General features: G+C 54.5%; 17 protein-coding genes. 9 read left to right on the forward strand and 8 right to left on the reverse strand.

Going from position 1 to position 14362, the window contains the following annotated elements; genetic code table 11:
• Positions 1-25: 25 nt before the first annotated feature.
• Genes ACR0AW_RS19140 through ACR0AW_RS19150 form a run of 3 tightly spaced genes read right to left on the reverse strand, consistent with a single transcriptional unit; the run spans position 26 to position 2309 of the window.
• A complete protein-coding gene (locus ACR0AW_RS19140; RefSeq protein WP_170515080.1) occupies positions 26-613 on the reverse strand; it encodes a Smr/MutS family protein in 588 nt (195 codons plus the stop codon).
• A complete protein-coding gene (gene mltA / locus ACR0AW_RS19145; RefSeq protein WP_170408811.1) occupies positions 613-1653 on the reverse strand; it encodes a murein transglycosylase A in 1041 nt (346 codons plus the stop codon). Before mltA ends, ACR0AW_RS19140 begins: the two co-directional genes overlap by 1 nt.
• Positions 1650-2309, reverse strand: a complete 660-nt coding sequence (locus ACR0AW_RS19150; protein ID WP_170399461.1) for a Tim44/TimA family putative adaptor protein — start codon at positions 2307-2309, stop codon at positions 1650-1652. The genes mltA and ACR0AW_RS19150 overlap by 4 nt, the downstream gene beginning before the upstream one ends.
• A gap of 108 nt (positions 2310-2417) precedes the next feature.
• On the opposite strand from ACR0AW_RS19150, the gene ACR0AW_RS19155 reads away from it, so the two are divergent.
• Both ACR0AW_RS19155 and secB read left to right on the forward strand, forming a co-directional pair.
• Positions 2418-2918: an FxsA family protein gene (locus ACR0AW_RS19155; RefSeq protein ID WP_170636831.1), complete on the forward strand. Its 501-nt coding sequence runs from the start codon at positions 2418-2420 to the stop codon at positions 2916-2918.
• Positions 2919-2972: 54 nt separating this feature from the next.
• Positions 2973-3476, forward strand: coding sequence for a protein-export chaperone SecB (secB, locus tag ACR0AW_RS19160; protein ID WP_170399455.1), 504 nt, complete (start codon positions 2973-2975; stop codon positions 3474-3476).
• 25 nt (positions 3477-3501) lie between these two features.
• Here the strand turns inward: secB and dnaQ are convergent, their stop codons facing one another.
• The 4 genes from dnaQ to ACR0AW_RS19180 are packed head-to-tail and all read right to left on the reverse strand — an operon-like array spanning position 3502 to position 6236.
• On the reverse strand, positions 3502-4224 hold the full coding sequence (gene dnaQ, locus ACR0AW_RS19165; protein ID WP_170399452.1) for a DNA polymerase III subunit epsilon: 723 nt from the start codon (positions 4222-4224) through the stop codon (positions 3502-3504).
• Positions 4217-4810, reverse strand: coding sequence for a dephospho-CoA kinase (coaE, locus tag ACR0AW_RS19170; protein ID WP_170734061.1), 594 nt, complete (start codon positions 4808-4810; stop codon positions 4217-4219). Before coaE ends, dnaQ begins: the two co-directional genes overlap by 8 nt.
• Complete coding sequence (locus ACR0AW_RS19175) at positions 4807-5640, reverse strand: shikimate dehydrogenase (protein ID WP_170734062.1); 834 nt, start codon at positions 5638-5640, stop codon at positions 4807-4809. The genes coaE and ACR0AW_RS19175 overlap by 4 nt, the downstream gene beginning before the upstream one ends.
• The gene (locus tag ACR0AW_RS19180) at positions 5637-6236 is read right to left on the reverse strand and encodes a nucleoside triphosphate pyrophosphatase (RefSeq protein WP_170734063.1); all 600 of its coding nucleotides are present in this window, start codon (positions 6234-6236) and stop codon (positions 5637-5639) included. Before ACR0AW_RS19180 ends, ACR0AW_RS19175 begins: the two co-directional genes overlap by 4 nt.
• 404 nt (positions 6237-6640) lie before the next feature.
• Here ACR0AW_RS19180 and hemJ point away from each other — a divergent pair, with 404 nt between their 5' ends.
• From hemJ to ACR0AW_RS19215, 7 genes are all read left to right on the forward strand, one after another.
• Positions 6641-7090, forward strand: coding sequence for a protoporphyrinogen oxidase HemJ (hemJ, locus tag ACR0AW_RS19185; protein WP_170399440.1), 450 nt, complete (start codon positions 6641-6643; stop codon positions 7088-7090).
• A gap of 126 nt (positions 7091-7216) precedes the next feature.
• Complete coding sequence (gene rho / locus ACR0AW_RS19190) at positions 7217-8488, forward strand: transcription termination factor Rho (protein ID WP_170399438.1); 1272 nt, start codon at positions 7217-7219, stop codon at positions 8486-8488.
• Between the two features lie 31 nt (positions 8489-8519).
• The gene (gene mnmE, locus ACR0AW_RS19195) at positions 8520-9806 is read left to right on the forward strand and encodes a tRNA uridine-5-carboxymethylaminomethyl(34) synthesis GTPase MnmE (RefSeq protein ID WP_170734064.1); all 1287 of its coding nucleotides are present in this window, start codon (positions 8520-8522) and stop codon (positions 9804-9806) included.
• Between the two features lie 12 nt (positions 9807-9818).
• Positions 9819-11687, forward strand: coding sequence for a tRNA uridine-5-carboxymethylaminomethyl(34) synthesis enzyme MnmG (gene mnmG, locus ACR0AW_RS19200; RefSeq protein ID WP_170734065.1), 1869 nt, complete (start codon positions 9819-9821; stop codon positions 11685-11687).
• The gene (gene rsmG / locus ACR0AW_RS19205) at positions 11684-12307 is read left to right on the forward strand and encodes a 16S rRNA (guanine(527)-N(7))-methyltransferase RsmG (RefSeq protein ID WP_170649056.1); all 624 of its coding nucleotides are present in this window, start codon (positions 11684-11686) and stop codon (positions 12305-12307) included. The genes mnmG and rsmG overlap by 4 nt, the downstream gene beginning before the upstream one ends.
• On the forward strand, positions 12300-13103 hold the full coding sequence (locus ACR0AW_RS19210) for an AAA family ATPase (protein WP_170408801.1): 804 nt from the start codon (positions 12300-12302) through the stop codon (positions 13101-13103). The genes rsmG and ACR0AW_RS19210 overlap by 8 nt, the downstream gene beginning before the upstream one ends.
• A gap of 20 nt (positions 13104-13123) precedes the next feature.
• On the forward strand, positions 13124-14017 hold the full coding sequence (locus ACR0AW_RS19215) for a ParB/RepB/Spo0J family partition protein (protein WP_170408800.1): 894 nt from the start codon (positions 13124-13126) through the stop codon (positions 14015-14017).
• Here the strand turns inward: ACR0AW_RS19215 and ACR0AW_RS19220 are convergent.
• Positions 14007-14360: a YbaN family protein gene (locus ACR0AW_RS19220; RefSeq protein WP_170408799.1), complete on the reverse strand. Its 354-nt coding sequence runs from the start codon at positions 14358-14360 to the stop codon at positions 14007-14009. The genes ACR0AW_RS19215 and ACR0AW_RS19220 overlap by 11 nt on opposite strands.
• Positions 14361-14362: the final 2 nt, after the last annotated feature.

A 14362-nucleotide genomic window follows, 5' to 3' on the forward strand; every position in this document is an offset into this window, starting at 1 on the left:
GGACCAGCTAGAATCAGCGATCCGGCTAGCGGACGCGCCTGAGGTAAACGTAATAGGCGCCATCACCGCCATGGCTTATATGTGCGGGTGTTACCTGCAGCACCGCTTGTGCAAGTGGCGGAATAGACAACCAGTGGGGCACCTGATTGCGCAAGACCCCACGCGGCGTTGGAATGGGTCCCGGTTCGTCCCGGTCCTTGCCCTTGCCGGTGATGACAAGCACCAGCCGTTTGCCCTGTGCCTGTGCGGTCAGGACGAACCGAACCAATGCGGGATGGGCTGCGCTCATGCGCATCCCGTGCAGGTCCAGCTTGCCTTCGGGCTTGAGCTTGCCGCGTTTCATGCGACCAAAAGACTTGGTGTCCATCTGCACCGGATTTGTCCGTAAACCTTCGGTGATCGATGGCTTCAGGTTATTCCGTGACGGTTTGGTTGGCGCAGTCTGACCCAGTTCAAAGGCTTCTATCCGCGCCTTGGGCGTTTTGGTCGGTTTGGGCTTGGGCAAGGTAGTGGGGTGCACAGTCTGAGGCAGTTCGGGGTGCAAACGCTCAGCCTGTTTGGCCACCTTGCGCCACAAATCGATCTCATCCGCAGTCAGTTTGCGCCGGGTCATCAGAACTCATCCGGTAACAGGGCGTAGGCCCTCTGGATCGGCAACAGCACAACCATACGGCCGGGATCCTTCAAGCGACCGGCGGCCTGCCCGGCATCATCCCCTGTGCCAAAGAAAATGTCGGCACGTTGCGCACCCTTGATCGCCGATCCGGTGTCTTGTGCGATCATCAATCGGCGCAGCGGGTTTTTGCCATCCTTTTCTACCCAAACTGGCGCGCCCAAAGGTGTATAAGCCGGATCTGCCGCGATACTGCGCATCGTGGTCACTGAGCGGTTCATGGCGCCTAACGGCCCGAACTCGGGCGCGACACGCGTCACTTCACGGAAGAAAACATACGAAGGGTTGTGTAGTAACAGCTCAGCCCCGGCTTCAGGGTTTTTGCGTACCCAGGTCCGGATCATCTGCGCGCTGACCTGGTGCGCGCCCAGCGCACCCCGTCGGACCAGTTCCGCGCCGATCGAGCGATAGGGATGCCCATTCGCACCGCCATATCCAACCCGCAATGCACCGCCATCGGGCAGACGTATCCGGCCCGAGCCTTGAATTTGCAGAAAGAACAGCTCAACAGGGTCATCGACCCACGCTATCTCAAGGCCCCGACCTGTCAGGGCGTCACCGGTCAGCAGGTCACGGCGACTGAGCCACTTGCCCGCCTCTCGCGCCTCGGGCGGCATCCGGTAGAGTGGATAGCGGTATTTGTCAGTTGGGGTTTTCGACCCATCCAGTTCAGGTTCAAAATATCCGGTGAACAGGGCGTCATCGCCGTCTTCGACCAGAACAGGACGAAAGAACAGCTCGAAAAAAGCCCGCGCCGCGCCAGGTTCATAACTCTGAGCCACGCCACACAGCGCCTGCCAATCAGGATCGTCCAGATCACCACAGGTGTTCAGAAAAACCGAAAGGGCCGCCCCGTGATCGTCGGCGGCCCAGCCATCGAGGTCATCGAATGACAGGATGGATCGCGTCGCCTCGGCTCCGGCGGCGCTGGCAGTGGTCATGACGACCCCCAGAAATAGCGACCGGAGCGCTGCAATCATGCGTCCGTGGCAACAAGCAGCCAGTTCGGATCGTCCGCGCCCATGACACGGGCAAAGGTCCAGCTGTCCTTTTGGCGTTTGACGGTGTTCGGGTTGCCTTCGACAATATCCCCGCCGCGATCGCGCACGACCGACGTCAGCTCACCGATAAAGCGCATGGTGATCTCGGCCTGATTGGTATCCTTATCGAAGGTCGCATCGACCAGTGTGGTTTCACGCACCCCGATGAATTCGGCTTCGATGGTCAGACCTTTGTCTTCGCGATCCGCAACAACCGATACAAAACTGTCGAATACTTCTTCGGACAGGAACGGCTGGATTTCGTCCAGATTGCCCTTTTCAAAGCCCATCACGATCATCTCATAGGCGCCGCGCGCGCCCTGTACAAATTCGCTGACAGAAAAACTGGGTTCGACCCGCTTCATTGCGGCCAAAGTTTGCGCCTGTTCACTGTCTTCGGCTACATGGTCGGTGATGTCGTGATCTGGCCCGCCTTCAATCACTTCGAAATCACGGCGCGCGCCATTGGTATCAGGCTGTTGCTGAAGGGGCGGTTTCTCAAAACCTTCGCGTGTACCCAACACGCTTTTCAAGCGCAGGATCAGGAAAATGGCAATTCCGGCCAGCACCAGAAGCTGGATCAGGGGTGAGTTCATTTCGTCCTCTTTTCAGAACCCGGGCTTTGTATACGCTGCCCTCTGCCACTATGTAGGTGACAGTCGGGGCCAAGTCCACAGCCCGGACCATGCTAAAGGATACCGCAAATGTACTTGTTCTTGGCTTTTTTATTGGTTCCGATCATCGAGATCGCCCTGTTTATCCAGGTTGGCGGTCTGATCGGGCTTTGGCCGACGCTTGCAATCGTGGTTCTGACTGCCGTTCTGGGCACGGTTCTGGTGCGGACACAAGGTCGCATGGCGCTGGCGAATTTGCAGCGATCCTTTGCCGAATTGGACGACCCAACCGAACCGCTGGCCCATGGGGCGATGATCTTACTGTCCGGTGTTTTGCTGCTGACACCTGGGTTTTTTACCGATGCCATTGGTTTTGCGCTGCTTGTTCCCGGCATCCGGGTCGCAGTGTTCCGCTATCTCAAGTCTAAGGCGACCATCACGCATTTTCAAATGGGCAGCGGCGCACAATTCAGGTCGGGGCCAAACCCGTTTGATCAGGACGATGTGATAGATGGCGAATTCACCGAGGTTCGCCCTCGCCAGAACTCCGGAAAGCCGTCGAAGTGGGTGGAAGGCCCGCACCAGCATTGAGCTATCCGGCCCAAATTGCTAAGCAGTGCCGAATTTCAATTCCGGAGAAGTTTCATGGCTGACGAAAGCCCTGCAGAAAACACCGCCGCACAGGCAGCCCCTCAGATCCAGATGCGCGTTCTGGGACAGTTCATTCGCGACATGTCCTTTGAAAACGTCATGGCGCAAAAAGGCGTCTCAGGCGACGTACAGCCCGAGATTTCAGTTCAGGTCAACCTGGACGCAAAGAAGCGCACGACCGAGCACCAGTATGAAGTCTCGATCAAGCTAAAACTGACATCCAAGGCCAAGGGCCTGGAAGACGTCCTGTTCCTGTGCGAAATCGACTATTGCGGCCTGTTCCACGTGGAAGGTGTGCCCGAAGATCAAATGCATCCGTTCCTGATGATCGAATGCCCGCGCATGCTGTTCCCGTTCCTGCGCCGCATCGTCAGCGACATCACACGCGACGGTGGCTACCCGCCGGTCAACCTGGATAACATTGATTTCGTGGCGCTCTATCGCAACGAACTGGCGCGCCGTCAGGCGGCCGCTCAAGAGCAAAAAACCGACGCCTAAGGTTTTGGTCCGCGTCTGGTTCGTGTCAGGCGCGGGTCCACAGGGCGTTCTCGCCCAGCTTTTCAACAAATTTCTGATGTGCTGCGCGCTCATCCTCGGTGATCCGGGATGGCAGGGCATCCGGTCGCGCTGTCGGGCGCCATTCCTCACCACCGCCAGACGCTGCACTTGCCGACGTTGACAATCCAAAGTCGGGCTGACGGCCTCCGATCAGCTCCAGATACACTTCGGCCAGAATTTCCGAGTCAAGCAGCGCGCCGTGCAGCACCCTGTTCGAATTGTCGATGCCAAACCGGCGGCACAATGCATCCAACGAAGCGGGTGATCCCGGAAACCGTTTGCGGGCAATGGCCAGCGTGTCGATTGCCTGATCCATCGGGATCAGCGACACCCCCATCCAGCCCAGTTCGGCGTTCAGAAACTTCATGTCGAACGAAGCGTTGTGGATCACCAGCTTGGCGTCACCCACGAATTCACGAAACCCTTGCCCAACCTTGGCAAAGACAGGTTTGTCCTTCAGCGTCACTTCGCCCTTTTCCGGCGGGCGCGGGTTTTCCAGCAGGTCGGGGCCGATGCCATGCACACCAAATGCCTCTTCCGGCATAGAACGCTCGGGGTTGATGTAGACGTGATAAGTTTCTCCTGTGGCAACGTGGTTCCACAGCTCAACCGCGCCGATCTCGACGATCCGGTCGCCGCTTTCGGGATCAAACCCTGTGGTCTCGGTATCGAGTACAATCTCACGCATCTGCCAACCCTGCCCGTATCTGCCTGACGATATCCTGCACCTGCGCGCGAGCATGGTCCAGAGTATCCGTGACAATCACGAAATCCGACCGCCCGCATTTCTCTTCGTTTGGCATTTGCTTGGAGCGAATCTGCTCAAACTGCGCCTCATTCATCGTGCCGCGCGCCATGACCCGTCTTTTTTGTTCTTCAGCAGAGATTGAAACACAAGCAACAGCATCCATCGCCGCATCACCACCGGTTTCAAACAACAGCGGAATGTCGAATACCAAGATATCGGCGGACGACGAAGAACGAAATGAGGCGCGATCCGCCGCTACCAGAGGGTGTACGATTTTTTCAATTGTTTTTAGCGCGTCAGGATCATTCGCAATGATTTGCTTCAATGCATCCCGGCTGACCGCATCCTCGGCAATGGCGGTGGGAAACGTAATCCGCACGGGCTCAACCGCCGCGCCGCCCTTTGCATAGAGCCGATGCACCGCAGCATCCGCATCCCAAAGCGCACAGCCTTCATCTGCAAACATCTGAGCGGTCGTGCTTTTTCCCATTCCGATTGATCCGGTGAGCCCCAGCGCAAAACTCATGCCAAGGCCGCCGCGCGGGTTTCAGCGTCCACTTCGGGGCGAACACCGAACCAGCGTTCAAACCCGGGAACAGCTTGATGCAGCAACATTCCCAGCCCGTCGACCGTTGTACATCCAACCTCTTCCGCCTGTTTTAACAGATGCGTTTGAAGCGGCGCGTATACCAGATCGGTGACAACAGCGCCGGGTTGCAATCCATCCAGTGGAACGCGTAACTCTGGCTGCCCTTGCATACCCAAAGACGTGGTGTTCACGACTAGTTCTGCGTCTTCGATCACATTTCCCGCCTGCACCCAGTCAACGACCGTAATCCGTTGGCCGAACTCTTCCTTCAAATGATCCGCACGGGTGCGGGTGCGGTTGGTCAACAGGATTTCAGGCACTCCGGCTTCTGCCAGCGCTTGAAGCACCGCCCGCGCAGCACCGCCCGCACCAAATACAACCGCAGGCCCATCCTGCGGGTTCCAATCGGGCGCACCGCTGCGAAGATTGGCCATGAACCCGTAGCCATCCGTATTATCCGCGTGAATTGAACCATCCTCGCGGAATACAAGCGTATTTGCCGCCCCGATGACTGAGGCACGGTCCGAGACATGATCCGCCAACCGCAAAGCAGCCTCTTTATGCGGTACGGTCACGTTGGCCCCAACAAACCCAGCCTTGGGTAGTGTCCGCAGAACGGTTTCCAGATCGGCCGGGGCGGCATCCATTGGGATGTAGTGCCCCACCAATCCATAGGTTTTCAGCCAATGCCCGTGCAGTTTTGGCGAGCGGGAATGTGCAATGGGTTGCCCAATCACGCCGGCCAGAGGAACGCGATGCTCCGTCATTGATCGATTACTCCCTTTGCGGCCAGAAAATTGAGCAACTCTAACAGGGGCATACCCAAAACATTAAAATAGTCGCCGTCAATGGTAGCAAACAGGCGCACGCCTTCTTCTTCCAGTTTATAAGCCCCCACTGCGTGCCGAATACTGTCCCAGTTCCGCGCCACGTAATCACGTAAATAAGCATCCGAGCTGGCCCGCATCCGCAAACGCACCTGACCGACTTGCCGCCAGATGGGCTCACCATCCTGATAGATCACCGCCGCCGACAGCAACATATGTCGCTTGCCGCGCATTGCTTTAAGCTGCGCCAGTGCTTCTTCCGGCGTTTCCGGCTTCGACAGCATCTGACCTTCGAAATCCAGAACCTGATCGCAACCCAGAACCATAGTGCCGGGCACTTTGTCACTGATCTTACGTGCTTTCATTTCGGCAAGCGCATCGGCAACATCACGGGGCGGAGCTCCCTCAGCCATCAGGGCGCGTTTGGCTGTGTCTTCATCCACCCGCGCGATCTGAACCGAAAACGGGACGCCTGCGTTTCTGAGCAACTGCGCGCGGATCACGGACCCTGAGGCAAGGACTATGGGGACAGTCATGTGGAAAACCCCGTGTGCAAATCAATGAGTAGTCTCGAATGGTTTGTATGGCTTTCCGGTTGACACGCAACCCCGGGAATTTGGCGCAAGACTTCCCCGAGTCGCCCGGATCCTGTCCAGACGGGACAAGGATAAGTTGGAATACTCGGATAAGCATCCCGTCCTGGATTGTTCCAATGGTTATCCACAATTCAGCCCGAGCTTTTATCTCATAATTTATTGTTATTAATAATTTTTTTTTCTTGATCAACAGATTCTGCGCCGATGTGCTTCACTTTTTCCACCTGGGGAAAAAGGCAGGACAAAAAAGTAATCCACCGAATTTGACCTCCCTACAAAACCATCATCCTTTTTCTTTCTTATTTTTTTTATTAGGAGGGTTTCAGGTAAGCCCGGAATACCCAATGACCGATATTCTTTTCGCAATATACCCTTGGGTGAAATCGCTGCACATCATGGCCGTGATTTCATGGATGGCTGGTTTATTCTATCTGCCCAGATTGTTCGTGTATCACGTTGAAAAGGCGCAAGCCGTAGAGGGTGCGCAACAGATTTTCTTTGAAATGGAAGAAAAGCTGCTGCGTGTGATCATGCGCCCCGCAATGGTCGTGGCTTGGGTTTGCGGGCTGATCATGGTGTTCACGCCTGGTATTGTCGGATGGGATTGGAGCTGGCCGTGGGTCAAAGGCGCAGCAGTGATCGGCATGACATGGTTTCACCATTGGCTTATGGCTCGGCGCAAGGACTTTGCTGAGGGGCGAAATAAGCTGACTGGGCGGCAGTACCGCATGATGAATGAGGTTCCGACCGTTCTAATGGTTGTTATCGTTCTAGCGGTCGTTGTGAAGTTCTGAGGGCCTGTTTGACTCTTCTTAGGTAAGCGCTTATCTAACGCGTAACGCGCCCGTCCGGGCGAGGTATCTTCCGTTCTGAAATTCCACTCTGGTGCCGCGATCCAAGCGGCCGAGGTTCGTATCATCATGACAACTGAATCCCTGAATCTGGCCGATCTGAAGGCCAAAAGCCCCAAAGACCTTCTGGCCATGGCCGAGGAGCTTGAGGTCGAAAACGCCTCAACCATGCGCAAGGGCGAGATGATGTTTCAGATTCTGCGCGAACGTGCGGATGAGGGCTGGACCATCGGTGGCGACGGCGTGCTGGAGGTTTTGCAAGACGGGTTCGGGTTTCTGCGTTCGCCCGAAGCGAACTATCTACCCGGACCGGATGACATTTACGTTTCGCCTGACATGATCCGCAAGCATTCGCTGCGCACTGGAGATACGGTTGAAGGTGAGATCAAAGCGCCTGACGAGAATGAACGTTACTTTGCGCTGACAAATGTCACCAAGATCAACTTTGAAAATCCGGACAAGGCCAAACACAAGATTCTGTTCGACAACCTGACGCCTCTGTATCCGGATGAGCGTCTGAAGATGGAAATCGAAGATCCGACCATCAAGGACAAGTCTGCTCGCGTGATCGATTTGGTTTCGCCGATTGGTAAAGGTCAGCGATCGCTGATCGTGGCGCCTCCGCGGACTGGTAAGACGGTGATCCTGCAGAACATCGCGCATTCCATCGAGCAGAACCACCCGGAATGTTATCTGATCGTCCTGCTGATCGACGAACGCCCGGAAGAGGTGACCGACATGCAACGCTCGGTGAAGGGTGAGGTTGTGTCTTCGACCTTTGATGAACCCGCGACTCGCCACGTGGCCGTGTCGGAAATGGTCATCGAAAAGGCCAAGCGCCTGGTCGAGCATAAACGAGATGTTGTTATTCTGCTCGATTCGATAACAAGACTTGGTAGGGCATTCAACACTGTGGTGCCATCTTCGGGTAAAGTTCTGACCGGTGGTGTGGATGCAAATGCTCTGCAACGGCCCAAGCGCTTCTTTGGTGCTGCGCGGAACATCGAAGAAGGTGGATCGCTGACCATCATCGCCACCGCCCTGATCGACACCGGCAGCCGGATGGACGAAGTGATCTTCGAAGAATTCAAAGGCACCGGTAACTCGGAAATCGTTCTGGATCGTAAGATCGCAGACAAACGCGTGTTCCCGGCAATCGACATCCTCAAATCCGGCACCCGGAAAGAGGATCTGCTGGTCGACAAGGGTGATCTGGCCAAGACATTCGTTCTGCGCCGCATCCTCAATCCGATGGGCACAACAGATGCAATCGAGTTCCTGTTGTCGAAGTTGAAACAAACCAAGACGAACGGCGAGTTCTTCGATTCAATGAACACCTGACAAGGTTCTGGCACTGACGCGGGGGCTATCAATGGATACGATTTTCGCCCTGGCCAGCGCCAAGGGCAAAGCAGGCGTGGCTGTGATCAGGCTTTCTGGTCCGCAGGCACATGCCTCCGCCAATGAGTTGTCTGGCGGGGGCCTGCCAAGGCGTGGAATGACAGTACGAACACTCAGCGCGTCGGATGGATCGCGGTTGGATGAGGGCTTGGTTCTGACGTTTCAGGCCCCGTCCAGCTTTACCGGCGAAGACGTGGCCGAGCTTCAGATTCACGGAAGTATGGCGTCAGTCAACGCTGTGCTGACCTCTCTTTCGGATATGGACGATCTTCGGCTGGCCGAACCTGGTGAGTTCACGCGTCGTGCACTGGAAAACGGCAAGATGGATCTGGCGCAGGTCGAAGGCCTTGCTGATCTGATTGATGCAGAAACCGAAGCACAACGGAAACAAGCGCAGACGATTTTGGCTGGTGCTTTGGGCACATTAGCAGAAGGTTGGCGGCGTGATCTGATCCGCGCGGCCTCCTTGTTGGAAGCCGTGATTGATTTTGCTGATGAAGAGGTGCCGACAGATGTATCACCTGAGGTTCGGACGTTGATCTCTGGTGTGATGGCCGAATTGACCCAAGAAGCCAAAGGTGTTCGGATCGCCGAGCGCATTCGCACCGGTTTTGAGGTCGCCATAGTTGGTCTTCCGAACGCAGGAAAATCGACCTTGCTGAATGCGTTGGCAGGGCGGGAAGCCGCTATTACCTCGGAATATGCCGGGACAACCCGTGATGTGATTGAAGTTCGTATGGACTTGGACGGATTGCCTGTCACGCTGCTGGACACGGCTGGTTTGAGGCAAACCGATGATCACGTTGAAAACCTGGGAATTGAACTGGCGCGCAAACGGGCAGAGGCGGCCGATCTACGAGTATTTCTGTCGGATGAGCCTGATCAGCTAGGTGTACCGATGCAGGCAGATGACATTCATGTTCTGCCAAAATCTGACCTGCGTGAGCCCTTTTCCGGTGGTATATCGGGGAAAACCGGGCACGGGATTGACCAGTTGATAGACAACATATCGCGTGTACTGACTGTTCGAACAGCTAGCCATGGTGTTGCAACGCGGGAACGTCACCGTATTGCGATGACTAAAGCATCGGACGCACTTGCGGCTGCGCGAGATGTTCTGGAATCAGGTCCGGACATGTATGATATAGCTGCTGAAGAGTTGAGAACGGCAATTCGGTCGCTTGAATCTTTGGTTGGCAGGATTGATGTCGAAACCCTTTTGGATGAAATCTTCGCAAGTTTCTGTCTGGGAAAATAGGGAGTGTTTCACGTGAAACATTCGAGATTTGATGTTGTAGTCATTGGCGCTGGACATGCCGGTACCGAAGCTGCCCATGCGGCAGCACGGATGGGTGCGAACACGGCGCTGGTTACTTTGTCCGAACAGGACATCGGTGTCATGTCCTGCAATCCTGCGATCGGAGGGCTAGGGAAAGGTCATCTGGTCCGTGAAATCGATGCAATGGACGGGGTCATGGGTCGTGTGGCTGATCGTGCCGGCATTCAGTTTCGTCTATTGAACCGACGTAAAGGACCAGCTGTTCAAGGCCCAAGGGCGCAAGCGGACCGTGCGCTTTATCGGACCGCGATGAAGGAAGAAACGAAAAAACAAGACAATTTGTCGGTGATCACTGGGGAAGTGATCGATTTCCTAATGGATGGTGACTGCGTAATCGGTGTCAAACTAGCCGACGGTTCCGAGGTCCCAGCTCAGACAGTTGTTCTGACGTCGGGTACATTTCTGCGCGGTGTAATTCACATAGGAGACGTTACAAGGCCAGGTGGACGCATGGGGGATCGTCCATCGGTTAGGTTGGCTGAGCGCCTTGACGCTTTTGAATTACCGACGGCACGGCTGAAAACAGGTACGCCACCGAGGTTGGACGGACGAACCATAAATTGGGATATACTTGAACGACAGGATGGCGATGCAGAGCCAACACTGTTTTCATTCATGTCCCAAGCGGTGACGGCGCCGCAAATCGCCTGTGGAATAACTCATACCAATGCTCAGACGCACGGAATAATCGAGAAAAATCTATCGCGATCAGCAATGTATGGAGGTCATATTGATGGTGTTGGTCCCAGATATTGCCCTTCAATCGAAGATAAAGTCGTCCGATTTGCGGAAAAGGAGTCACACCAGATATTTCTGGAACCAGAAGGCGTGCGGGATCATACGGTGTATCCAAACGGGATTTCAACGTCTTTGCCCGAAGATGTACAAGTCGAATATGTCCAATCCATCGTAGGATTGGAAAGCGCGGTAATCCTACAACCCGGATACGCGATTGAATACGACTACGTTGACCCGCGCGTTCTATCTGCGTCTTTGTCTGTGCCCGATGTTCCTGGTCTATATCTTGCAGGACAGATCAATGGGACCACAGGATATGAGGAAGCGGCCGCGCAAGGCCTCGTTGCAGGTTTGAATGCAGCTCTGGAAACACAGGGACGTGCGCCAATACATTTTACACGCTCAGACAGCTATATTGGCGTGATGATTGACGATTTGACAACTCGGGGCGTTGCCGAGCCTTATCGGATGTTCACATCCCGTGCAGAGTTTCGCCTATCACTTCGTGCTGACAACGCAGATCAAAGACTGACTCCGATTGGCGAGCAGCTGGGCTGTGTGGGTGAACTCCGCCGCAAGGTTTTTGCTGAGAAATCAGAAAAGCTTGAAAAAGCAAAGAATAAACTGACAGAGACCACATATACGCCAAAGCAAATTCGCGAAGCTGGTATCAGCATAAATCAAGACGGAAACCGGCGTGATGGAATGGCGGTTCTTGCTTTTCCAGAAGTATCGTTTGAAGACATGGTTTTGCTCGAACCCGATCTACAGAATACAGACGATGAAATTCGCCGTCAGGTCGAGCGCGATGCGTTGTATGCAAACTATATTGCGCGCCAACAACGGGATGTCGAAGCAATGAAGCGCGATGAGGCGCATGAAATTCCTCGGGATTTCAATTATTTTGCGCTTGATGGTCTGTCGAATGAAATGAAGCAAAAGCTATCGCAGGCGAAGCCTGCGAATATTGCGCAGGCGAGTCGGGTAGAAGGTGTCACGCCTGCGGCTTTAACTCTCGTCCTGGCGAAGCTCAGGCGTGATGTGAAAGCCAGAAAAGCATGATTTATCAGAACGTCGCTTCTGCGGAGGCTCTGGATGTTTCACGTGAAACATTCGAACGCCTGGTGATCTATGTATCTCTGCTTGAAAAATGGAACCCAAAAATCAATCTGGTTTCAAGAAATAGTCTTGAAGAGATTTGGATTCGCCATATCAAAGACTCCATTCAAGTTTTTCAGAACGCAGATCGGGTAGATCATTGGGTGGATTTAGGCAGCGGAGGCGGCTTTCCTGGCATGGTCTGCGCCATCATGGCAATTGAATCTGCGCCTGAAACGCGTTTCACACTAGTCGAAAGCGACCAACGTAAATCCGCATTTCTTCGAAGTGTGACCAGAGAGAGTGGCGCCAATTGTTCCGTGATCTCTCGTCGAATTGAAGCCATTGATCCCTTGCATGCGGACGTGCTTTCAGCTCGGGCTCTGGCTGATCTGACCACTCTAATGTCATTTTGTGACAGGCATTTAAGTAAAAACGGTACAGCGTTGTTGCCAAAAGGCGCAACCTGGAAAAAAGAGCTGGAAGATGCGCGCAAAGAATGGAAATTCGAGGCTGAACCCATTAAGAGTTCAACAGAACCCCAAGCCGTTATCCTGAAAATCAAAGGAGTTGCACGTGGTTGATCTGTCTCGTCCTGCTGGGCCTCGGATTATCGCGGTTGCTAATCAAAAGGGCGGGGTCGGGAAAACCACTACAGCGATCAATCTGGCAGCCGGATTGGCCGAGGCCGGATGCAAGGTTCTTGTGGTCGATCTCGATCCTCAGGGAAATGCCTCTACGGGTCTAGGGGTCGAAGATCGCGACTGGACGACATATGATCTTCTTCTCGACGATGCACCCTTGGAAGCTGTGGTGCAGGAGACCGAGATCGGTAATCTTTTTGTGGTTCCGGCGACCGTAGATCTCAGCTCGGCAGATATTGAGCTGATCTCGAATGAAAAGCGCAGTTATTTGCTGCATGACGCGCTTCGACAGACTGCAATTGATGCTTTCGATCTGGACTTTGTGCTGATTGATTGTCCGCCGTCCTTGAACCTGCTCACCGTAAACGCAATGGTAGCAGCACATTCCGTCCTTGTACCATTGCAAAGTGAGTTCTTTGCGCTGGAAGGCCTGTCACAATTGATGTTGACCATTCGCGAGGTTCGTCAGACCGCCAATCCTGACCTCAGAATCGAAGGTGTTGTGTTAACGATGTATGACAACCGCAACAACTTGTCCCGTCAGGTCGAAAAGGATGCGCGTGACAATCTGGGTGAGATGGTATTTAAAACCAAGATACCCAGAAATGTGCGGGTCAGCGAAGCACCATCTTACGCGCTTCCTGTGCTGCAATATGATTCGGGTTCGCTCGGGGCGATGGCTTACCGGTATCTCGCCCGAGAGGTTATGCACAAGAACAACAAGGTAGCCATTTAAGTGGCCGTGAGGAGGGCAACATGAATGCCAGGAAAGGAAAACCCCGAGGATTAGGTCGCGGGCTATCTGCGTTGATGGCTGATGTCGCGCCAGAAGCTGACGGTCGGATTGTATCTGAACCCCGCCGTCCGGATCTCACGGTACCGATCGAAAAACTGCAGGCGAACCCAGATCAGCCGCGCCGCCGTTTCGCGCAAGAGCAATTGGATGAGCTTGCGGCCTCGGTCAAGGAAAAGGGTATTATCCAGCCGCTGATTGTCCGCAGCATCGATGGTGGCCAATACGAAATCGTTGCGGGTGAACGGCGCTGGCGTGCTGCGCAGATGGCGCAACTGCATGATATCCCAGTTATTGTTCGCGAATTTGATGACACCGAAGTGCTTGAGGTCGCGATTATCGAGAACATTCAGCGCGCAGATCTGAACGCGGTGGAAGAGGCGGCAGGCTTTAAGCAATTGATGGATCGCTTTGGTCACACGCAAGAAAAGCTGGCCGAAGCGCTTGGTAAAAGCAGAAGCCATATCGCTAATCTGCTGCGTCTTTTGTCACTCCCATTGGATGTACAATCCCTTGTAATAGAAGGAAAATTATCCGCCGGTCATGCAAGGGCATTGATCACGGCAGAAAACCCATCGGAGCTGGCGAAACAGGTGGTTCGTGAGGGCCTTTCGGTGCGTGCGACCGAGGCATTAGTGAAAAAGCAGCAAGGTGGAGCGGATAAGCCGGCTCCGAAATCCAGAAACCTGAATGCTGGGAAGGACGCAGACACCCGAGCGCTTGAAAAGGATTTGTCTGCGATTCTGGCGATGAAGGTGACGATCAACCATAAGGCCGGATCTGAATCCGGGCAGGTTGTGTTGGCTTATGAGAACCTGGATCAGTTGGATGATCTGTGCGCGAAGCTCAGCCGTTAGGTCGGGTCCAGATAAAGAGCATCACAGCGCTGAGCACAATGGCCTGAATGATCAGGACGTGAGAAGGAACCGACAGTAGAACCGATAAGCCAAATACGGCGGCAACCGAAAGGGTGGCCGCCTTTTTTGCGCCGGGTCTGATTGCGCCAGAGCTTTGCCAATCGACGATCATGGGGCCAAAGGTTCGATGGCTCAGCAACCAGTTATGCAGCCGTGACGATGAGCGGGCAAAAAAGAACGCGGCCAACAGTAGAAATGGTACCGTCGGCAGCAGCGGTAGAGCGACTCCGATCATGGCAAGCGCAACGCATAGTAACCCCAATCCGGCCCAGAGAAATTGCATCT

It is taken from the genome of Ruegeria sp. C5 (genome assembly GCF_056537605.1).

What these genes read in the sequence shown, in the direction of transcription:
- ACR0AW_RS19140 (WP_170515080.1), bottom strand. Translation starts at nt 613, where the DNA reads ATGACCCGGCGCAAACTGACTGCGGATGAGATCGATTTGTGGCGCAAG.
- mltA (WP_170408811.1), bottom strand. Translation starts at nt 1,653, where the DNA reads ATGATTGCAGCGCTCCGGTCGCTATTTCTGGGGGTCGTCATGACCACT.
- ACR0AW_RS19150 (WP_170399461.1), bottom strand. Translation starts at nt 2,309, where the DNA reads ATGAACTCACCCCTGATCCAGCTTCTGGTGCTGGCCGGAATTGCCATT.
- ACR0AW_RS19155 (WP_170636831.1), top strand. Translation starts at nt 2,418, where the DNA reads ATGTACTTGTTCTTGGCTTTTTTATTGGTTCCGATCATCGAGATCGCC.
- secB (WP_170399455.1), top strand. Translation starts at nt 2,973, where the DNA reads ATGGCTGACGAAAGCCCTGCAGAAAACACCGCCGCACAGGCAGCCCCT.
- dnaQ (WP_170399452.1), bottom strand. Translation starts at nt 4,224, where the DNA reads ATGCGTGAGATTGTACTCGATACCGAGACCACAGGGTTTGATCCCGAA.
- coaE (WP_170734061.1), bottom strand. Translation starts at nt 4,810, where the DNA reads ATGAGTTTTGCGCTGGGGCTCACCGGATCAATCGGAATGGGAAAAAGC.
- ACR0AW_RS19175 (WP_170734062.1), bottom strand. Translation starts at nt 5,640, where the DNA reads ATGACGGAGCATCGCGTTCCTCTGGCCGGCGTGATTGGGCAACCCATT.
- ACR0AW_RS19180 (WP_170734063.1), bottom strand. Translation starts at nt 6,236, where the DNA reads ATGACTGTCCCCATAGTCCTTGCCTCAGGGTCCGTGATCCGCGCGCAG.
- hemJ (WP_170399440.1), top strand. Translation starts at nt 6,641, where the DNA reads ATGACCGATATTCTTTTCGCAATATACCCTTGGGTGAAATCGCTGCAC.
- rho (WP_170399438.1), top strand. Translation starts at nt 7,217, where the DNA reads ATGACAACTGAATCCCTGAATCTGGCCGATCTGAAGGCCAAAAGCCCC.
- mnmE (WP_170734064.1), top strand. Translation starts at nt 8,520, where the DNA reads ATGGATACGATTTTCGCCCTGGCCAGCGCCAAGGGCAAAGCAGGCGTG.
- rsmG (WP_170649056.1), top strand. Translation starts at nt 11,684, where the DNA reads ATGATTTATCAGAACGTCGCTTCTGCGGAGGCTCTGGATGTTTCACGT.
- ACR0AW_RS19215 (WP_170408800.1), top strand. Translation starts at nt 13,124, where the DNA reads ATGAATGCCAGGAAAGGAAAACCCCGAGGATTAGGTCGCGGGCTATCT.
- ACR0AW_RS19220 (WP_170408799.1), bottom strand. Translation starts at nt 14,360, where the DNA reads ATGCAATTTCTCTGGGCCGGATTGGGGTTACTATGCGTTGCGCTTGCC.